At 48.6% G+C, this 19,230-nt stretch carries 19 protein-coding genes; 13 read left to right on the top strand and 6 right to left on the bottom strand.

What is annotated here, in order from left to right; all coding sequences use genetic code 11:
• Positions 1–107 precede the first annotated feature (107 nt).
• Both groL and BZJ19_RS09530 read right to left on the bottom strand, forming a co-directional pair.
• Positions 108–1,694 (bottom strand): chaperonin GroEL, encoded by a 1,587-nt coding sequence (gene groL, locus BZJ19_RS09535; protein ID WP_077675454.1) that lies wholly within the window; start codon positions 1,692–1,694, stop codon positions 108–110.
• A gap of 28 nt (positions 1,695–1,722) precedes the next feature.
• Positions 1,723–2,013 carry a co-chaperone GroES gene (locus tag BZJ19_RS09530; RefSeq protein WP_077675453.1) on the bottom strand — a complete coding sequence of 97 codons (291 nt, stop codon included), beginning with the start codon at positions 2,011–2,013 and terminating at the stop codon, positions 1,723–1,725.
• A gap of 338 nt (positions 2,014–2,351) precedes the next feature.
• Between BZJ19_RS09530 and BZJ19_RS09525 the strand changes: the two genes are divergently transcribed.
• From BZJ19_RS09525 to betA, 13 genes are all read left to right on the top strand, one after another.
• Entirely contained in the window at positions 2,352–2,909 is a 558-nt protein-coding gene (locus BZJ19_RS09525; RefSeq protein WP_077675452.1) for a GNAT family N-acetyltransferase, read from the top strand.
• Positions 2,910–2,947: 38 nt separating this feature from the next.
• Positions 2,948–5,026 carry a M13 family metallopeptidase gene (locus BZJ19_RS09520; RefSeq protein WP_077675451.1) on the top strand — a complete coding sequence of 693 codons (2,079 nt, stop codon included), beginning with the start codon at positions 2,948–2,950 and terminating at the stop codon, positions 5,024–5,026.
• Between the two features lie 78 nt (positions 5,027–5,104).
• The gene (rimJ, locus tag BZJ19_RS09515) at positions 5,105–5,650 is read left to right on the top strand and encodes a ribosomal protein S5-alanine N-acetyltransferase (protein ID WP_201249185.1); all 546 of its coding nucleotides are present in this window, start codon (positions 5,105–5,107) and stop codon (positions 5,648–5,650) included.
• 57 nt (positions 5,651–5,707) lie between these two features.
• Positions 5,708–5,923: a DUF4177 domain-containing protein gene (locus tag BZJ19_RS09510; protein WP_069362674.1), complete on the top strand. Its 216-nt coding sequence runs from the start codon at positions 5,708–5,710 to the stop codon at positions 5,921–5,923.
• A complete protein-coding gene (yidD, locus tag BZJ19_RS09505; RefSeq protein WP_069587062.1) occupies positions 5,923–6,147 on the top strand; it encodes a membrane protein insertion efficiency factor YidD in 225 nt (74 codons plus the stop codon). Before BZJ19_RS09510 ends, yidD begins: the two co-directional genes overlap by 1 nt.
• Complete coding sequence (locus BZJ19_RS09500; protein ID WP_077662066.1) at positions 6,147–6,539, top strand: hypothetical protein; 393 nt, start codon at positions 6,147–6,149, stop codon at positions 6,537–6,539. The genes yidD and BZJ19_RS09500 overlap by 1 nt, the downstream gene beginning before the upstream one ends.
• A gap of 108 nt (positions 6,540–6,647) precedes the next feature.
• Positions 6,648–7,175 (top strand): nucleotidyltransferase family protein, encoded by a 528-nt coding sequence (locus BZJ19_RS09495; RefSeq protein WP_232112011.1) that lies wholly within the window; start codon positions 6,648–6,650, stop codon positions 7,173–7,175.
• A gap of 88 nt (positions 7,176–7,263) precedes the next feature.
• Entirely contained in the window at positions 7,264–7,683 is a 420-nt protein-coding gene (locus BZJ19_RS09490; protein WP_069587065.1) for a GNAT family N-acetyltransferase, read from the top strand.
• Positions 7,684–7,874: 191 nt separating this feature from the next.
• Positions 7,875–8,720 (top strand): delta-class carbonic anhydrase, encoded by an 846-nt coding sequence (locus BZJ19_RS09485; RefSeq protein ID WP_077675449.1) that lies wholly within the window; start codon positions 7,875–7,877, stop codon positions 8,718–8,720.
• 18 nt (positions 8,721–8,738) lie between these two features.
• Positions 8,739–9,179 carry a GNAT family N-acetyltransferase gene (locus BZJ19_RS09480; protein ID WP_077675448.1) on the top strand — a complete coding sequence of 147 codons (441 nt, stop codon included), beginning with the start codon at positions 8,739–8,741 and terminating at the stop codon, positions 9,177–9,179.
• Between the two features lie 153 nt (positions 9,180–9,332).
• The gene (locus BZJ19_RS09475; RefSeq protein ID WP_077675447.1) at positions 9,333–11,315 is read left to right on the top strand and encodes a PLP-dependent aminotransferase family protein; all 1,983 of its coding nucleotides are present in this window, start codon (positions 9,333–9,335) and stop codon (positions 11,313–11,315) included.
• 130 nt (positions 11,316–11,445) lie between these two features.
• Positions 11,446–12,183, top strand: a complete 738-nt coding sequence (locus BZJ19_RS09470) for a FadR/GntR family transcriptional regulator (protein ID WP_077675446.1) — start codon at positions 11,446–11,448, stop codon at positions 12,181–12,183.
• A 104-nt stretch (positions 12,184–12,287) separates the two neighbouring features.
• Positions 12,288–13,985, top strand: a complete 1,698-nt coding sequence (gene betA, locus BZJ19_RS09465) for a choline dehydrogenase (RefSeq protein WP_077675445.1) — start codon at positions 12,288–12,290, stop codon at positions 13,983–13,985.
• Between the two features lie 44 nt (positions 13,986–14,029).
• Here betA and nrtS read toward each other — a convergent pair whose 3' ends face one another.
• The 4 genes from nrtS to BZJ19_RS09445 are packed head-to-tail and all read right to left on the bottom strand — an operon-like array spanning position 14,030 to position 19,182.
• Complete coding sequence (gene nrtS / locus BZJ19_RS09460; protein ID WP_077675444.1) at positions 14,030–14,278, bottom strand: nitrate/nitrite transporter NrtS; 249 nt, start codon at positions 14,276–14,278, stop codon at positions 14,030–14,032.
• Positions 14,278–15,207 carry an HD-GYP domain-containing protein gene (locus BZJ19_RS09455; RefSeq protein ID WP_077675443.1) on the bottom strand — a complete coding sequence of 310 codons (930 nt, stop codon included), beginning with the start codon at positions 15,205–15,207 and terminating at the stop codon, positions 14,278–14,280. Before BZJ19_RS09455 ends, nrtS begins: the two co-directional genes overlap by 1 nt.
• A gap of 43 nt (positions 15,208–15,250) precedes the next feature.
• Positions 15,251–17,209, bottom strand: coding sequence for a PAS domain-containing sensor histidine kinase (locus BZJ19_RS09450; RefSeq protein ID WP_077675442.1), 1,959 nt, complete (start codon positions 17,207–17,209; stop codon positions 15,251–15,253).
• On the bottom strand, positions 17,206–19,182 hold the full coding sequence (locus BZJ19_RS09445; protein ID WP_077675441.1) for a sensor histidine kinase: 1,977 nt from the start codon (positions 19,180–19,182) through the stop codon (positions 17,206–17,208). The genes BZJ19_RS09450 and BZJ19_RS09445 overlap by 4 nt, the downstream gene beginning before the upstream one ends.
• Between the last annotated feature and the right edge of the window lie 48 nt (positions 19,183–19,230).

Raw genomic sequence — 19,230 nt, 5'->3', positions numbered from 1 at the left:
GAAAAAGAATAGGCGGGTAAACCCATCATACTGCATGCCTCAATAATCCAGTAAGCGGGCCCTAACGAGCCCGCTGTCGTGTTTGTCGTTAATGATGTTCGCGTAAATTAGTCAGCGTGCTTGGCGTCGGTCACCATCGTTTCGGTGGTGATCATGAGGCCGGCAACGGACGCTGCAAATTGGAGCGCCGAGCGCGTGACTTTCGCTGGGTCCAAAATGCCCATGTCAATCATGTTGCCATATTCACCGGTTGCGGCGTTGTAGCCATACTGGTCGCTGCCTGCTTTGACCGCGTTTGCAACCACTGACCCTTCGTGACCTGCGTTTATCGCAATTTGACGCAGAGGCTCTTCAAGGGCGCGTAAGGCAAGCCGGATCCCCACGTTTTGATCGTCGTTGTCACCTGTCAGATCACGCAGCGCATGTGCAATTTGAATCAATGCGACACCGCCGCCGGCCACGATCCCTTCTTCAACCGCAGCACGGGTAGCATGCAGAGCATCATCCACGCGATCCTTTTTCTCTTTCATTTCGACTTCGGTCGCGGCACCGATTTTAATCACTGCGACGCCACCGGAGAGCTTGGCAATCCGTTGCTGAAGTTTCTCTTTGTCGTATTGCGAGCTGGTGGCCTCAAGCTGTCTTTCGAGAGTCGCAATGCGATCTTTAAGTGCACTTTCCTCTGCGGCACCGTCAATAATGGTGGTGGTGTCTTTGTTGATGGTGACTTTTTTCGCGCTGCCTAACTGTTCTAGCGTGACGTCTTCAAGCGCAATGCCCATCTCCTCGGTGACAAGCGTACCTGCGGTTAATGCGGCAATATCATGCATCATGGCTTTGCGATTATCCCCAAATCCGGGCGCTTTGACGGCGGCGGTACGTACAATGCCGCGCATATTGTTGATCACCAAGGTCGCGAGGGCTTCACCATCGACATCTTCTGCAATAATCAGCAGTGAGCGTGATGATTTTGCTACCGCCTCGAGGATTGGCAGCAGTTCACGAATATTGCTGATTTTTTTGTCGACTAACAGGATGTAAGGATTGTCGAGTTCGACGGTGCCACTGTTTTGATGAGTAATAAAATAGGGTGACAAATAACCGCGGTCGAATTGCATCCCTTCAACGACCGATAATTCATTCGCGAGCCCTTGGCCCTCTTCAACGGTAATGACGCCATTTCGGCCGACTTTGTCCATGGCTTGCGCAATGAGTTCGCCAATGTCGTTGTCGCTGTTGGCTGAAATGCTACCGACTTGTTGAATAGCGTGCTTTTCACTGCACGGTTTCGCCATTTCACGTAGCTTTGCGATGGCAGCCTCAGTGACCTTATCAATACCGCGTTTGAGATCCATGGGGTTCATTCCCGATGCAACCGCTTTCAAGCCTTCGTTGATAAACGCTTGAGCCAGTACGGTTGCGGTTGTGGTGCCGTCTCCCGCCTCATCGTTGGCTTTGGAGGCGACCTGTTTGACCATTTGGGCGCCCATGTTTTCAAATTTGTCTTCTAAGGTGATCTCTTTGGCAACCGATACCCCATCTTTGGTGATGGTTGGCGCGCCATAAGACTTATCAAGCACAACGTGACGGCCTTTAGGCCCTAAGGTCACTTTTACTGCGTCGGCGAGGATATTGACACCGCGTAGCATTTTTTGACGAGCATCATCAGAATATAAAATCTCTTTTGCAGCCATGATATTCTCCTAAATACGCTGAAAATAATTACGCAACAATCGCTAACACGTCAGACTCAGACAGGATCAGATACTCGTCCCCATCAATTTTCTCTGTCTTAACGCCATAGCCATCGTTGAAGATGATGGTGTCACCTTCTTTTACTGCCATTGGTGCGCGTTCACCGTTGGCGAGGCGTTTCCCTTCGCCGACAGCGATCACACGACCACGGTTGGATTTTTCGGTCGCTTGAGAAGTCAGTAAAATTCCTCCTTCTGTCTTGTTATCAACCACTTGTCGTTCAACAAGGAGTTTGTCGTGCAAAGGACGAATTTTCATATACGGTGTCTCCTACGTAAGCTATCAAACTAAAAGACAAGATGATGATGCCCAAGAGATCAGGGATGGGGCATCAAAGTCGTCTCCATGGCGACTTCAAGGTTATAGATTGGGCCTGCTGTATTAAGTTCAAGACGCTGTTTCATTTAATATTTTTATCGATATGAGAAAATTTTTTTGCCTATTACATGCTGAATCGCGAGGCGCAAAAACGTATCTCTTGGTGCGCGAAGCGCTTTGGCACGTGTATGRTGAATCACGCTGATGTCAGTCATCGACGGGCGCTAGCGGCTCATGATTAATGGCAGTTATGGGATTGAATTGAAAGGAATAGGAACATGTTTCCAGCAACATGGCGGTCTGAACGCCTATGTTTTAGTGCGTTTGAGTACAGTGATGCAAAGCGTGTTAAAGCGCTGTTTGAGCAAAACCAGCATCTGCAATATCAAGATCCCACGTTTAAACCTTGGTCGTTATCGACCTATCAAACATTGATAGCGGATAGTGCGGAGAAAAAGGCGCCCGATGTAGAAGAGGCTTTTTACCTTCGCCGTATTCAAACCCATGACGGTAAAGATATCGGCTATTTGCAAATCTCGCTCAATGCACCTGACATACAGAGTGTTTGGCTGCCCATGCTGACTATTTCTCCAAGATATCAAAAACATGGCTATGGCAGCGAAGCGGTTGCGAGCGTGATTGAAACCGTGCAAGCTTATGGGGACTATCGACGCATGGGTGTGAATGTTTACGCCGAAAACATTCGTGCGTTTCGATTCTGGTATCAGCAAGGTTTTTGTCGTATTACCCATTTTGAACCCGAGCAAGATGAAGGACGAGATTACCATTGTTTGGTGCTCTATCGCGATTTAGACGTGAGGACACCATCACGATAGTGAACAAGGAAAGTGACTGAGTCATATAGGAAAGGAAAATGATAAAAACACCGAAAAAACGTCTGCTACTGACGCGTGTCGCACTGAGTGTTGTACTCGGCATGGGGTTCAGCGTTTCATCAACCACGGTGCAGGCGGCTGACGCTGCACAGGTTCAGGTGCAGCGAGCGTCTGGGCTGCATCTGCAAGATTTTGATCGATCGGTTCGTCCACAAGATGACTTGTTCCGTCACGTGAACGGCACGTGGTATGACCAAACCCAAATCCCCAATGATATGTCCAGCTATGGTGCGTTCCGTATCTTAGCTGAAGAGAATGAAAAGCGTCTAAAAAGCATCATTGATGAGCTGGTGGCGCGAGATGATCTCAAGCCTGGCTCCAATGAGCAAAAGCTGCGTGATTTTTATCTTAGCTATATGGRCCAAGATAAAATCGATGCCCTAGGGGTGACGCCAATCAAACCTGAGCTTGATCGTATTGCGGCGATTTCCTCGAAGCCTGCGTTGATTTATGCGATGGCCGATTTGCGACAAATTGGTGTTGGTATCCCGTTTAGTTTTTATGCGTGGGCCGATGCGAAAAACCCTGACTATAACGCTCTGTATCTGAGCCAAAGCGGGTTGGGCTTGCCGGATAGAGACTATTATTTTCGCGACACCGAGGACGCTGAGCGTATCCGCACCGCTTACAAACGCTATCTCCAAGATATGCTGCGCTTAGCGGGCTACGATCAGGCCAAACAACGCGCGGATCGAATTTATCAGCTGGAAAAGRCACTGGCAGAGCACCATTGGACACGCGCTAAACGCCGTGACGCGCAAGCCACCTACAACAAAATGCCCATTGAGGCGCTCAACCAGTTGATGGGTGAGTTTGATTATGCACGCTTTGCCAAACGCGCGGGTATCGACAAAGCCGATGAGGTTGTGGTGCGTATGCCGTCTTATTTTGAGGCGCTAGGGCAGGTGTTTGAGCAAACCAGTCTGCAAGCGTGGCAAGATTATCTAACCATTCGTACCCTCAATGCGTTTGCGCCGCGACTAAATCATGAGTTGGTTGAACGTCAATTTGCGTTCTATTCCAAAACCCTCAACGGTATTCCTGAGCAGCGTGACCGCTGGAAGCGAGGCGTGCAAGCCACCGAAGGGGTATTGGGTGAAGCGCTAGGCCAAGAGTATGTCGCCCGCTACTTCCCTCCGCAAGCCAAAGCGCGTATGGAAACCATGATTGATAACCTGCGTGCCGCGTTTAAAGACTCGATTGAATCGCTAACCTGGATGAGCGATGAAACCAAAGCGAAAGCATTGGATAAGCTGAGTAAATTCACGCCTAAAATCGGCTATCCAGAGCAATGGGAAGATTACAGCGCGCTGACCATCAACGCCGATGACTTGATTGGTAACAGCAAACGTGCCGCTCGCTGGGGCTATCAAGATATGTTGTCGCGGATTGGTGCGCCGGTTGATCGAAAAGAGTGGGGCATGACCCCGCAAACGGTCAACGCCTATTACAGCCCAACCGCCAATGAGATTGTGTTCCCCGCCGGGATCTTACAACCACCATTTTTTGATATGAATGCGGATGACGCCGTGAACTATGGCGGTATCGGTGCAGTGATTGGTCATGAAATGGGACACGGTTTTGATGATCAGGGCTCGCGTTATGATGGTGATGGTAATCTATCAAACTGGTGGACGGATGAGGATCGGGCACGCTTTGATGCTCGCACCCAAAAACTGGCTGAGCAATTTAGCCAGTTTGAACCATTGCCGGGCTTGTTCATTGACGGCAAAGTGTCCTTGGGTGAGAACATTGGTGATTTAGTCGGTTTGACTACCGCCTTCCGCGCCTATCAAAAATCGTTGCACGGTGAACCGTCTCCTGTGATGGACGGGTATACCGGCGAGCAGCGATTCTTCCTCAGCTGGGGGCAGATTTGGAAAATGAAGATGCGTGAAGATGCCCTGCGTGAGCGCGTGTCGCTAGGTCCCCATGCGCCACCGCAATATCGCGTGCTCGGTGCGCCGCGCAATGTCCCTGCGTTCTATGAAGCCTTTGATATTAAAGAAGGTGACGGAATGTATTTACCCGAAGATCAGCGGGTGAATATCTGGTAATCTCTGATGCCGCCACCAAGGCGGCATTTTTTAGAATTTAGTACTGTCCGTCGCGCCAATCGATGCAAGGAGGCCCAAGTGCTAAGCACACCAAGGACGAGATTAGTTTTACTTCCCCCAGAAAAAGCCGACATGATGGCGCAGTTTTATCAACGAAATCGTGCTCACCTTTCCCCATGGGAGCCCATACGTCCTGCCGCATTTTATCGCGAAGACTATTGGCATAGCGCGCTGCAAGAAGCGAACGATTTGTTTCAACAGCAGCAAGCCTTCAAGTTTGTGATTTTGCATCATGAACGGGACGATGTAATAGGGGTGTGCAATTTTACCAATGTCATTCACGGCGCCTTTAAAGCGTGCATGTTAGGTTACGCCGCTGACAAGCATTATCAAGGGCAGGGCTACATGCATGAAGCCATCCAAGCAGGCATCCGTTTTGTATTTGAGCAGGTTGGGTTGCACCGTGTGATGGCCAACTATATTCCCGATAATACGCGCAGTGAGCGGCTACTTTCCAAGCTGGGGTTTGAGCGCGAAGGCTATGCTCGCCGTTACCTCAAAATTAATGGCCGCTGGCAAGATCATGTGCTCACCGCCAAACTCAATCCTTCAATGGAAGAGTGAGTCGTGGAATCGCCAGTCGGACATTCCGTTTTATCCATTTAACTGTCAGGAGAAAAAATGAGTCAGTTTACCGAGTACAAAGTCGTTCATATTGTTGAAGGTGGTTGCGGCACCTTATTGCTGGGCTCAAGTGGCTTGCCGTTGCAACGCCTCGAAGCCGAACTCAATCAATACGCGCAAGATGGCTGGCAGGTTGTTTTTCAAGTCATTGAAAAGAAAAGATACATGCTGTTTTGGCAGCGTGAGGCAGTGATTGTCACCCTAGGTCGCTAATGCTTAAGTATTTGTCGCTTACGTTGATCCATCGTTACCAAGCTAAAGGTGGATCAAAGAAACTGTTTAATATTGAGTGTAATTTCGAGCCGAGCTGCTCGGAGTACACGCGCCAAGCGATCGAAAGATACGGCGCACTCCGAGGCTGGCAACTCGGATTGGCGCGCATTCGCCGCTGTAATAATCCCAATGCGATTGAAAAAATTCACGACGAGGTGCCTTAATGCGTTGTACCCAACCGATCGAAGCGCTGGAGGCGCAAGAAGAAGCACTGAGGGAGCAGGTGAATGGCTTGACCCAAAGCCAGAAAAAACGCTATTTTGCCGAGCAAGCCAGACAGCTCAAAGATCCCGATACCTATGCGGCACTGAATTGGGCATTCCTTGGTGGCTTTCATCATCTTTACTTGCGAAGGTATGGGTTGTTTGTCGTAGAATGTGCATTATTGGTGATCGCCGTTATCGGCTTAGTGATGAGTCAGCCTTATTTTGCGTTGATTTTGGTTGGCTTAGTGCTATTTGAGTTACCACAGCTGTTTTTTGCCCAGAAAATTGCCAGGCAGTATAACTATCATGTATCACGCGAAATATTCGAACACGTCCGTCGTGGTGACTAATTCATGAAACGTCGCCGGATCCGTAAACGTCACCAGCACCATTTCTTTTTATGCCAGAAGACATATCGTCGCGCCTTAATTGATTTGATTGAGGCAGATCCTGTGAGGATGCGTGCGTTACGATGTGTTCAGTCCCTCAATTTACCCCAGTGCTATATCGCCGCCGGGTTTGTTCGTAACTTGGTCTGGGATGCATGCCACAAGTACCCGCCGAGTGCGCTTAATGATATTGATGTGATCTACTTTGATCCCTCTGATACCAGCATTGAGCGCGAGCAATACCTTGAAGCCTTGTTGCAAAAGACCATGCCTGAGATGACTTGGCAGGTGCGCAATCAAGCAAGAATGCATGAAAAGCATCAAGATCGGCCGTATGCGAGCACACTGGATGCGATGCGTTTTTGGCCTGAAAAGGAAACGGCCATTGCGGTTCGCCTTGATATGAATCAGCGTTGTGAAGTGATCGCCGCATTCGGTGTACAGTCTTTGTTTGAACTGAAACTCAGCCATAATCCAGCTCGCCCTTGGTCGGTATTCCAGCAGCGAATTGATAACAAGCAATGGCTAACCCATTGGCCAAAGCTAACGGTAACAACCCAGTGTTCGGTGGCGGCCAAGCCAATCAATGCGGAGTAAGAACCGATAAAGTGCGCATGGACACAGATTGTCCATGCCACCCAAGGCATACTCGTTTCTGTGTTAATCAGTATGGATACGTAAACACATGAAATATCGTATGGATGCTAACCCGAGTGATGATGATATTACCGCCATTCGCCAAGGGTTAAAGCAAAGTAATCACCCGTTTCTTGCCGGGATCCCAGAAGGGTCGTTAGCTGGTTATGCCTTTAATGACCATGATGAGCGAGTTGGTGGAATTATAGCTAACACTTGGGGGCAATGGCTGTTGATTAAATACCTTTGGGTGGATGACGCCTTTCGTCAACGCCATGTTGGTAGTCATCTATTGAGCAATTTGGAAGAGTACGGCAAAGAGGTAGGTTGTAAGATGGCCTTTGTCGATACCTTTAGTTTTCAAGCCAAACCTTTTTATGAAAAGCATGGCTATCAGTGCCAGATGACGTTAGATGATTATCCCCTCAACCATTCTCTGCACTTTATGACTAAAAAGCTTGCGGACTGAGCCGGGCACTGAGCGGGTTAAATTCTCATTCCGACAAGCAACTGACTGATTTGTCGTAAGTAAATAGTGATAAAGATTCCAAAAAACGGGTCGCGTTGTGTGGTTTATCAACGGGCTACGGCTGAGATCAATATACTTGCGAGTAACAGGACTAGACTCGCAAGTTTTTGACTCACAGATAGAAAGGAATCATGAAGACATCACGTTCATTATTAGCGGCTTCTCTTAGCTTGCTGCTTACCCCCTCCGTTTTCGCGACTGCGAGCAATGATGAAGCATTACTTGCTAACCAGCATCAAGCCCTTAGTCAAGCGACGTTAGGTAAGGGATTTGGCCCTCAGTCACCTCGCGATATCGATCAAATCTCAGGTACTAATCCACAACGTTTTCAGTACGCACCTGCCGCAGCGCAAATGAATCTATGTAATATTCATTTTCATAAAAATGCAGAACACAAAGGTGGCGAATTTACTCGATATGCTGGGATCGGAGACGGACAGGGTTATCAGTCGGGTTACCTCTATACGGGACAATTAACCGATGCTGAGCGCGAAGAATATCACCAGCCCGTGTGTGCCAGTGAGCATCAAAATGTGCAGGTTGGCGACACCTTGGAACTTCACTATGTGTATAGCACGGCGTCTGTCGCGCCGGGTCCGACGCTGGGCGCGTGCTTGAGTGATGCAACGGTGAATCCGCAGTTGCGGGTTGAGGCACAAGTGCTCGTGGCGGTGAATGATGACAGTGCTGCTGATTTCACGCGCCTGACGGCGGTTGGTCAGCGCAAAGGGCGCTATCAAGCGATTCACCTGCCCGAAGATAGCGGTCAGGCGGTGAGCTATCTCGGCTCAACGACCGGCCCGACCTACAACGAGAAAGGATCGCCTTACCAAGTAACCTGGCGGGTCCGCCCGAAGGTCAAAAAGGTTAACATTGCGAGTATTCAGCGCTGGTGTCAGGCGAACGTATTTGAAGAGCATAATGCACACGGTGTGCGAAACTTGGTGGTGCAGCCTGCGTTACTCTCCGAGCAATAAAAAGGGAACAGTATGCCAATGACGGCGCCCAACCGATTAACCATTCGACGTATGCGACCGGACGATACGGAGTCGGTTCTAGATATCTGGTTAAATGCCTCACTGCAGGCGCATGACTTCATGTTCTGGCATCAGCAACGTGATGCCATGCGTGCGTCTTACTTACCGATGGCTGAGGTATGGGTAGGCACCCATCAAGAGGTCATCCTTGGCTTTTATGCATTGCATGGTAATACGCTGGCGGCGATTTTTGTCGATCCTGCCCATCAGGGCGCCAGTGTGGGCAGTCAATTGCTCGATCATGCCAAACTGCAAAAGCCTACTATCGACCTCACTGTGTATCAGAAAAACACGGCCAGTTACGCTTTTTATCTGCGTCACGGTTTTGTGGTTGACAGAGAGCAAACGGATCCACATACCGGAGAGCGTGAGTGGCGAATGGTCTATTCTGGCAATTAATAATATTTGAGTCAGTAATGTGATTTGTGATTAAAAAATAAGACACTCTGTATGGCAATAAGCAATACGGTCTATAGTCAGAAAGTTGGTTAGTTGTCCCCAGGGTCAGCCTGCGCTGGCCAAATATCACTTTCTTTTCATATGGAGTGTCTGATGAAAAAGACAAATATTCCCTATGGGCCTTCGCAGCGCCCTTGGTGCGAACAGGTGCCTGACTTTGCGAAAGACTATGTGTCGGCGCCCACCCATGATCCTCTTGTCGTCTACCAGCAGCGAAACCAGTCCTTTGCGTTGCAGCAAACGTCTCTTTGCAGTCAAGACTTTGAGATCCCTCCACTTGGTTTATCGGATACAGAGCAATATCAAGCAATGAGGACATTTTATGTCTATAGCGCGCAACAAGCTGATCGATTTTTAGGGTATCAAGTCGAATCGAGGTTTACGCTGGCAGAGCCAAGCGACCGTGACTATGCGCCTGTGAAGTCAGGCTCAGAACAAGGGAATTGGCGCCAAGTCGACTATCCATCATGCATTGCGCCGTTTTTAACTATGAGCCTCAATAATGTTGGGGATCCGTTTGTCGATGGTGACTTCACGCTCAACTCAAAAAATATTGAGCGTATGGTGTTAGATTATTATGCCTGCCTGTGGCGAGCGCAATGGCCATCACTGGGTTATCAACCACAGACTGAGCACGTAACGCCTGCACAGCAAAATGAAAGTTACTGGGGATATGTGCTGACGATGGGCAGCACAGAAGGGAACTTATATGCGATGCTTAATGCACGTGACTATCTGTCAGGACGAATGTTGTTACGCGACCAACTGGCTGAACAAGCACTGAGTGCACAGAAAAATTCGCGTATTGATGAGCAAAGTGAATACTTTTCTGTGTACCCAGACACTGGCGAGACTAAGTATCACCCCGTCGCATTTTTCTCAGAAGATACACATTACTCCATCGTAAAAGCGATGGAAGTAGAGAAAATTGATACGTTCGCAACCTTAGGTCGCCGGTTATACCCCGAACAAAACCCACTTAACGAAGGAGAACCTTGGCCTGATGCTGTCCCATCTCAAGGGCCGACGGAGGCGCTTCCTGTAGGGTCTGGGGCTGTTGATATTGATAGTCTAATTACACTCGTACGCTTCTTTGCCCAAAAGGGACACCCGATTTTGGTTGTGTTGAACTTTGGTACCACATTTAAAGGGGCGTACGATGACATTCCCAAGGCTTTATCAGAACTTGAGCAAGTACTCAAAGAGACCGGACTTTTCGAACGAAAAGTCACGGTGAAAACGGACACGGGTAAAACCTATGAGGAAATTCGGAGTGGCTATTGGGTTCATATAGACGGCGCTCTGGGGGCAAATTATGCGCCGTTTATTCAAATGGCGTCACCACACGATATGCCCCTTCAGAATGAACTCGGCACGCGCATTCCAAAGGCAGATATTGCAGCGATGCCAGCATTTGATTTCAGTTTACCAATGGTCCATTCGATGGTTGCGAGTGGTCATAAATGGCCGGGTAGTCCATGGCCAACAGGCGTGTATATGACCAAACAAAAATACATGGTCTCGCCGCCAGACGATCCTGAGTATATTGGTTCACCAGATACTACCTTCGCGGGATCACGAAGCGGTTTATCACCATTGATTTTATGGCACTTCTTCGCCACCAATAGCTATCAACAACAACGAGAAAAAGCGCTTTATGCCATCGAACTCGCATATTATGCCGTTGATAAGCTAAAGGAGGTAGCAGCCTATTGGCGTGAAGTTTCTCGGGGTCGCCCCGAGGAGGAATGCCCGCCTGATGGGCTGTGGTTGCAGCACACTCCACTATCGTTATCACTGATCTTCTCGCAGCCGAGTGATGAAGTTATTGCTAAATATTCGTTAGCGAAAGAGACGATCACAGATCCCAATGACAATAGTTTTCAGAGGCAATACGTGCATCTATTCACGATGTGGGATGTCAGCGAAGCGCGTATTGATGCGTTGTGTAAAGATTTGATGTTGCCGAATGCGTTGAAACCTTTGGGTATCGTTAAAAMGCAGATCGACACACCGAGTCGAGACTTACCAAAAAACCACACTCATTTACCACTTAAAGGACGCTCGTTCCGATAGCTGTTTTATCTTCCCCTTGCTGCAGCAGTAAGGGGAAGTTTGGTCCTACCATACATGATAAAAATCTCTTAATTTGACTAATATTGTGTTTTTTTGTTAGTTTGGTCCTACCAAAGTAGAAAGGGTAATCATGACGACATCCACTAATAGCCTTTTTCATCCGGTGCAAATGGGCCGGGCCAGTGAAGATGTGGCATTACAAATTGAGTCAGCGATTCTGTCCGAGGCGCTAAAGCCGGGTGACAAACTACCTAGTGAGCGTGAGCTTCAGCAACAGTTCGGAACAGGACGCGGTGTGGTGCGTGAGGCGATTCAGGCACTCAAACAAAAAGGTTTGATTGAAATCCGCAAGGGTCAGAAAGGCGGTGCTGTCGTGCGCCAAGTGGATGTTCATCATATCAGTGAATCACTGGCGCTGTTTCTCAAGCAAAGCCATATCAATGCGGAGAAAGTGGCGGAGTTTCGTGAAACGGTCGACCAAAGCTTGGTTTTACTTGCGATGAGTCGTGCGAGTAAGACGCAGAAAGTAACACTGCAGGAAACCGTAGAAGCCTTGTCGGCTGAAGCGGCGAGTGTGAGTCCAGATCTTGATCGATTAGGGGAGCTAGATCGGGCGCTAAACCTGCTGATTGCTGAAATGTCAGGCAACCCAATTTTTGAGTGGGTGATGCATGCGCTGCAACAAGGCTTTAGCTCGCACGATTATGCCCTTTATCAGGCGGCGGAGTATCGTCGCCAAACGGTGGAAAACTGGCAGCAGACCGTCCACCACATTGTTGCCGCAGAGCCTTTTAAGGCGCAGGCAACGATCAGCCACCACTATCGGTTGCTACAACAATGCATAGATGCACAAGCATCAAGCAAATAATAAAAAACACTTCAAAAAGGAAACCTCTAACTACATTCACCCATAACCGCGCCACCAAGATGGCGAACAAGTCACTGCGCGCGGGAAGGAAAACTGGAGGTTTTATGGGACTGCAACAAAACTACGATTACATCATTATTGGCGCGGGTTCAGCAGGCTGTGTGTTGGCGAACCGTTTGAGCGCCAATCCAGATAACAAGGTGCTACTTCTTGAGGCGGGTCGTCCTGATTATCGACTTGATTTTCGCATTCATATGCCCGCCGCACTGACATACTTGCTGACTGATGGCACTTATAACTGGCTATATGAATCCGAGCCTGAGCCGAACATGCATAATCGCCGTATCGCACAGCCACGTGGCAAAGTGCTTGGCGGTTGTAGTAGCATTAACGGCATGATTTACATCCGTGGTAACGCCATGGACTACGAGAAGTGGGCCAACGAGCACGGATTGAAAAAATGGGATTATGCCCATTGTCTGCCGTATTTCCGCAAGTGTGAAACGCGTTTACAGGGCCAAGATGATTACCATGGCAACAATGGTCCACTGGCGATCAGTACAGCTGACTGCGATAATCCTCTGTTTAGTGCCTTCTTTAATGCCACCCAGCAAGCGGGCTATCCATTGACCGACGATGTGAACGGTTATCAGCAAGAAGGCTTTGGCATTTTCGACCAAAATATCTATCGCGGTCGTCGCCACAGCGCTGCGCGCGCGTATCTACACCCAGTGATGAATCGTAAAAATCTTACTGTGATCACCGGTGCGACAACCGATAAAGTGCTGTTTGAAGACAAAACGGCTATCGGTGTGGAATACCGCAAGTGGGGACGGAAGAAAACCTCCTATGGCGCCGAGATTATCAGCTGTGGTGGTGCAATCAACTCACCGAAGCTGCTGCAGCTATCGGGCATTGGTGATGAGACCATGTTGAAAAACTTAGGGATTAAGCCTGTTCACCATTTGCCGGGTGTGGGTGAAAACTTGCAAGACCACCTTGAGCTTTACGTGCAGTATGAATGTAAAGAGCCGGTCAGCATGTATCCCGCGCTTAAGTTTCACAATCAACCGAAAATCGGTTTTGATTGGCTGTTCCGTCGTAAAGGTGCTGCCGCGACCAACCACTTTGAGGCGGGCGGCTTTGTACGCGGTAATGATGAGGTGGCGTATCCGAACTTGCAGTTCCACTTTTTACCTCTGGCAATTCGCTATGATGGTTCGGCACCCAACAAAGGACATGGTTTCCAGTTGCATGTGGGGCCGATGAATACCGATGTGCGCGGTTACGTTAAAATTCGCAGCACTAACCCAGATGAGAAGCCAGAGATCTTCTTTAACTATCTCTCAACGCCACAAGAGCGTAAAGAGTGGGTGGAAGCGATTCGCGTGTCGCGAGATATCATTGCGCAACCTGCGTTTGACCACCTTCGGGGTAAAGAGTTATCACCGGGTAGCGATGCGCAAACCGATGAAGAGATCCTCGATTTTGTGGCACGCGAAGGGGAAAGTGCTTACCACCCCAGCTGTACCTGCAAAATGGGCTTGGCGAGCGATGAAATGGCAGTCGTGGATGAATCATTGAATGTACATGGGGTGAAAAATCTGCGTGTCGTTGATGCGTCTGTTTTCCCAGCAATTACCAATGGTAACTTGTATGCGCCGACGATCATGGTAGCTGAAAAGGCGGCAGATATGATGATGGGGCATACACTCTCGCCTGCGAAAGACGCTGAATATTATCGTTATTTGCCAGAAACTGGCTCTCAGTCGGTAGAAAAAGCGACGGCTGACGTGGCGTAATCGGCCGCTGTTTTCGGATGAAAGCCAGCATGATGCTGGCTTTTTTATGGGGCGTTGTCCGTGTTATTTGAAGGGTTTGTTGACTGGTTGAGTTGGTACTTTGCCGCGCTATAGCTTGCCACGCTGTAGGGGACGAGATAGTTGAGTAGGGCATGGCCGATACTAAATGAGCCATCGGCCCACAGTGCATCGCTTTGATTGATAATGTTGAGTATTGTCCCCACCACTAAAGCTATTTTGATCGCGTTAATGACCAAGCTTCGCTCTACGAGTATGCGAATGAGCGGTCGCATCAGGTGTCCAGATCAACATGACGTTCATTTGCCCGAGCAAGTAGCGCTTGAGTAGGGATCGTATCGATGGTTTCTTGGATCACCCGACGAATTAATGCCGTATCTGGCTTGCGACGCTGTTTAGCTGGTGAAAGCTGAACCCCGGTGGGAGCGAGGGTGTAAGCGCCGTCATTCTTCACCAGTTTCGCTTGCTGCAAACAAACGGGGCAGTGTAGGAGGTGTCCTGATTTATCAGAGCGATACCGTGTAATGGTCGGGCCGCATGTGGGGCAATGATATAAGGGGATCCCTTCGTCGGTGTGCGCAATGATCGAGTCCAGTTTACCGGCCTTGGCTAACGCAACGAAGCGCGCGCCCAGCTTTTCATCGAACTGCGTGCCGAGGTTCTCTTCAATAATGGCAATGGCTTTTTCTTTGGGCATGGCATTACGGTAGGGGCGTTGACTGGTCATTGCATCAAACGCATCACAAATGGCAATCACCTTGGCATCCGCTGGGATAAGGTGGTCGTGAAGTTGATTGGGATAACCTTTACCATCAATGCGTTCATGATGAAGTCCAACGGCGTTACTGACGATAGTGGCGAGTGGGTGGCCTTCAAGGATATACAAGCCTTCATTGGGGTGGTTCTGGATCACGGCAAACTCGTCATCAGTGAGTTGAGCTGTCTTACGCAAGATCTCATCGGGCACACTGACTTTACCTAAGTCGTGTAGAAAGCCTCCAAGTGTAACCGCAGCGCGATCTTCCTCTGACCAGCCTTCCTCCTCCGCCAGTGTGTAAGCAAAACGCGATACTCGCCAAAGGTGCCCACCGGTATACGGGTCCTTTGATTCCACGCTCCACGCCAAAGTGAGCAGACTTTGAAATAAGCGCTGTGCTTGCTTATCGCTCGGTGCGGCGGCCAGCCACTGACGTAACCATTTCATCACGCGTACCTTTATTAAGCAGATGTAGAGAATAAGACCTGATTTATCGTGAAACGCTTTCACTTTCCGATGGGGCGGATACTTGTAAGAACTTCGGTAACGTGAGCACCACCGTCACGCCTTGGTTGATATCTGAGTCAAAACTTAGTTTGCCTTGAAGCTTTTGTCTAACCAGATTAAACACTAAGTTGAGGCCAAGACCCGAGCCTCCTTTGCCTCGCTTGCTGGTGTAAAAAGGTTCGAAAATTCGCTGATGTAGTTCAGGCGGCACACCTACACCATTATCGGTGTATACGACTTGTACTTCGTCGCCTAAATCACTGACTTTAATTATAATTTCTGGGTTTTCGATGCTCTCGAATGCGTGCCGCACACTATTCATCACCAAGTTTGAGACGACTTGGGTTAATACACCGGGTAAGCTACTCATTTCTAAGTTGGCATCGCCTTCAATAATGGGGACGACGGGCACTTTTTTCGTTTCAGGGCGCAAACTTCCCATGAGTGCGTCTAGCGCCTGCACGACACGAAACTGACTGCGGCTTTCCGAGACTTGATCGACGGCTGTTTGTTTGAAATCACGAATCAAGCCGGCGGCACGATTGAGGTTATTTTCCAGCATGCTAGAGCCTTCGACGATCTGCTTCATCACCGCTTCAAACTGTTGACTGGTGAGGGATTGGTCCGCGAAGGCATGATTGAGTGTGGCTACCGCTTCTTTTATCACTGAATTGGCAGTCACCGCGATCCCGAGTGGGGTGTTTACTTCATGCGCGACACCGGCGACGAGGCTCCCCAAAGCGGCCAGTTTTTCTGATTCCACTAATTGGTTCTGTGCGGCTTTTAGATTCTCCATACTCTGTTCCAAATCTTGAGTTCGTTCATGGACGGTTTTCTCCAAGTTCTGGTTCAGTAATTGCAATTCAAGCTGGGTTTGCTTTAGCTCGGTGATATCAATTGCCGTGCCGCGAAAACCGACAAATCCTTCATCGCTGAAGTGAGCAATGCCCTGAAAAACGAAGTAATGAGGACGCTTATTCAATAATATTTTCTCTTCACACATGGTGAAGTTCTCGTAGTCTTCAAGATGGTCAAGTAACGAGTGGCAGTTCACGAGTAAAGGAAGATCGCGGACTTTGGGCGTATTGTGTATATCAATATCAAGCGCTGTCTGCATGGCATCTGAGCAAAACGTGAGCCGCTGTGCGGCATCGGTTTCCCACAACCAATCTGATGACGCGCTGGTAAAGTCCGCAAGACGCTCCTGCTCCAAAACAATATTTTGGTATAGGTTAGCCATGCGTAGTGTGATTTTATTCGTTTCATCGGCCAGCCAGTCAAGTTCGTCATCTTTTTCCATGATGAACTTGCGATGCTTAAGTTCCAGCGGCTGATGAATGGGGGCTAACGGATCAAAATGGCGTAAGTGTTTGGCAATTGAAAAGACTCGCTGGCTGACACTTTGATGAAATACCCACAAAATCAAAGAGCACACAATCAGCGTTTTTATGCCGTTGAGTAGAAGCGTGATCACGAATTGTCGTAACAAAATATCGTAGATTTTTTGAGCGTCCGACTCGACAAACAGTGTACCCAGCTCAATGCGCCGTCCTGTATCGGGATGAAAGTACATAAGCTCTGTGCTACTCATCACGCTGTTTTGGTTAATAGGTTGGCCAGCATCAAGGACGACACCATCAAATTCAATTGACAAATAGTCGATATAAGGCAAGTTCACGAGACCGTCGAGGCGGTTCTGTGCACTCACTAAGTCAAATACCCACAGTGAGGAGGCAATTAAATCGGCATGTACGTTTTCAATTTCGTAGTGGCGACGATCAACGTTATCGAACGCCTCTTCATAGTCCCATGAAACCTGCAGTAAGGTCGTCATGATGGTAAATAAACTGCTGAGTAGGACCATTAAGAGGATGATACGGCGACCCACCACACTGAATAGTGGGTTATTAATCCCTTCCTCAAACTTTTGCAACTGGCTCATTGCTTACCTATCGTTTGTTGATCGCTCTCGCTCGCATGTGGAGGCGTAATATTGGCGAGGTTCAATGGAATTAAAAACATAAATTTGGCGCCTTCGCCGGGTGTCGATTCAAACTGCAACTCTCCTTGTAGCTTTTGTTTGACCAAGTTAAAAACCAAATTCAGTCCCAGCCCTGAGCCTCCACGTCCGCGTTTGCTGGTATAAAAGGGCTCAAAAATGCGTTGATGCAACTCTTCGGGAACGCCACAGCCGTTATCTTGGTAGCATAGATAGAGATGCTCATCTTGGCGTTCAAACTCAATCAGAATTTGTGGTGTGTCGGTATCGTCGAATGCATGATTAATACTATTCATCACCAAATTGGAAATAACTTGAGTGAGCACACCGGGAAGACTATGCATGATGATTTTTTCTTCCCCTTTAACCATTGGCGCTACTGGAATTTTTCGGGTTTCTGGGTGTAGGCTTGCGATAAGTGCATCGAGAGTTTTCTTCACATCAAATTCTGTATGTGCTTCTGAAACTTGGTCGACAGCGGTTTGCTTGAAGTCACGAATTAAATGAGACGCGCGATTAAGGTTGTGCTCGAGCATGCTGATGCTGTCATCCACTTGTTTCATCAGTGACGCAAACTGGGTGCTTGTCAGTGTCTTTTCCTTGAAGGCATCGTTGAGCGTCGTGGTGATCTCTTTCACCACGGATGAGGCGGTGACTGCGATTCCCAAAGGCGTATTGACTTCGTGTGCAACGCCAGCCACCAAGCTCCCTAGCGCGGCTAATTTCTCAGACTCAACTAACTGATCCTGCGCGGCTTTTAGTCGCTCCATACTTTCTTGTAGCTCACGGGTGCGTTCATCGACCGTGACTTCGAGGTTCTGGTTTAATGCCTCTAGCTCAAATTGCGTCTTTTTGAGCTCCGTAATGTCGATACCAGTACCGCGGAACCCACGAAAGCCATCGACGCCATAGTGGGCGAGTGCCTGAAAGACGAAATAGCGGGTGTCATTATCCATTTGGATGATTTCTTCACACATCGCAAAATCTTGCTGGCGCTGCAAATTGCCAATGAACTGGTTACAGCCAATAGTCGTGAGCACGTCGTGCAAATACGGGAAGTGTTTGGCATCGATACCCAAAGCGTGACGCATCGGGTCAGAGCAAAAAGTGAGTTTGAGGTCGGCATCGGTTTCCCATAGCCAATCAGAGGATACATGGGTGAAGTCAGAAAGGCGCTCTCGCTCTAGCATGATGTTGCGATACAGCGTTGACATGTTGTCGGTAATTTTATTGGTTTCCGCGGCGAGCCAATCCAGCTCGTCTTCCTTTTCCATGATGTATTTCTTTCTCGGAAGCTTAAGCTGCTTTTGCCCTGGATCTAACGGGTTATAACCGCGCAAGAATTGCGCGACATGAAACACACGCTGACTCACGGTGTGGTGAAATACTAGTAGAATCAGATAACACACCAGTAAGGTCTTAATCGCGTTGAGCAAAAGCGTGAGGAAGAACTGCTGAATCAGGTGGGCATAGATAGTGTTTGTGTCGGATTCGACATAAATTGTTCCGATACGCTGTGTACGCCCTGTGTCTGGGTCGTCATATTCCAGCGGATATTCATTGACAAGTTTGCTCACTTCAACAGGTGAGCCAGCTTCGAACAAATAGTTCTCTGAGCGTACGGAAAGGTAGTTCACATGGGGCAGGTTAACCAACCCATCTAAACGCTCTTGCACACTACTCAGATCATAAATCCACAGTGAACTCGCCAATAAATCGGCATGAATATTTTCGATTTCATAATGTCGACTTTCGACATTGTCGAATGCTTGATCGTAATCCCAATAGGTTTGCAAAAGCGTGGTAAAAACGGTGAAAAAGCCGCTGAGTAAAATCATGATCAGCAAAATTCGACGGCCTACGAGGCTGAAGAAGGGGTTGCGGATACTTTCATCGAATTTATGGCTTTTGCTCATACGTCTACGGTCATCGATGGCGACAGGATCAAATTTAAGTGTAGATGA

This window comes from Salinivibrio proteolyticus, from assembly GCF_001996165.1.
Classification (GTDB): domain Bacteria; phylum Pseudomonadota; class Gammaproteobacteria; order Enterobacterales; family Vibrionaceae; genus Salinivibrio; species Salinivibrio proteolyticus.
This window is presented reverse-complemented; position numbering and strand designations above follow the sequence as displayed.

What these genes read in the sequence shown, in the direction of transcription:
- BZJ19_RS09445 (WP_077675441.1), bottom strand. Translation starts at nt 19,182, where the DNA reads ATGAGCAAAAGCCATAAATTCGATGAAAGTATCCGCAACCCCTTCTTC.
- groL (WP_077675454.1), bottom strand. Translation starts at nt 1,694, where the DNA reads ATGGCTGCAAAAGAGATTTTATATTCTGATGATGCTCGTCAAAAAATG.
- nrtS (WP_077675444.1), bottom strand. Translation starts at nt 14,278, where the DNA reads ATGCGACCGCTCATTCGCATACTCGTAGAGCGAAGCTTGGTCATTAAC.
- BZJ19_RS09525 (WP_077675452.1), top strand. Translation starts at nt 2,352, where the DNA reads ATGTTTCCAGCAACATGGCGGTCTGAACGCCTATGTTTTAGTGCGTTT.
- BZJ19_RS09450 (WP_077675442.1), bottom strand. Translation starts at nt 17,209, where the DNA reads ATGAGCCAGTTGCAAAAGTTTGAGGAAGGGATTAATAACCCACTATTC.
- BZJ19_RS09470 (WP_077675446.1), top strand. Translation starts at nt 11,446, where the DNA reads ATGACGACATCCACTAATAGCCTTTTTCATCCGGTGCAAATGGGCCGG.
- yidD (WP_069587062.1), top strand. Translation starts at nt 5,923, where the DNA reads ATGCTTAAGTATTTGTCGCTTACGTTGATCCATCGTTACCAAGCTAAA.
- BZJ19_RS09530 (WP_077675453.1), bottom strand. Translation starts at nt 2,013, where the DNA reads ATGAAAATTCGTCCTTTGCACGACAAACTCCTTGTTGAACGACAAGTG.
- BZJ19_RS09490 (WP_069587065.1), top strand. Translation starts at nt 7,264, where the DNA reads ATGAAATATCGTATGGATGCTAACCCGAGTGATGATGATATTACCGCC.
- BZJ19_RS09500 (WP_077662066.1), top strand. Translation starts at nt 6,147, where the DNA reads ATGCGTTGTACCCAACCGATCGAAGCGCTGGAGGCGCAAGAAGAAGCA.
- BZJ19_RS09480 (WP_077675448.1), top strand. Translation starts at nt 8,739, where the DNA reads ATGACGGCGCCCAACCGATTAACCATTCGACGTATGCGACCGGACGAT.
- betA (WP_077675445.1), top strand. Translation starts at nt 12,288, where the DNA reads ATGGGACTGCAACAAAACTACGATTACATCATTATTGGCGCGGGTTCA.
- BZJ19_RS09510 (WP_069362674.1), top strand. Translation starts at nt 5,708, where the DNA reads ATGAGTCAGTTTACCGAGTACAAAGTCGTTCATATTGTTGAAGGTGGT.
- BZJ19_RS09455 (WP_077675443.1), bottom strand. Translation starts at nt 15,207, where the DNA reads ATGAAATGGTTACGTCAGTGGCTGGCCGCCGCACCGAGCGATAAGCAA.
- BZJ19_RS09495 (WP_232112011.1), top strand. Translation starts at nt 6,648, where the DNA reads ATGCGTGCGTTACGATGTGTTCAGTCCCTCAATTTACCCCAGTGCTAT.
- BZJ19_RS09485 (WP_077675449.1), top strand. Translation starts at nt 7,875, where the DNA reads ATGAAGACATCACGTTCATTATTAGCGGCTTCTCTTAGCTTGCTGCTT.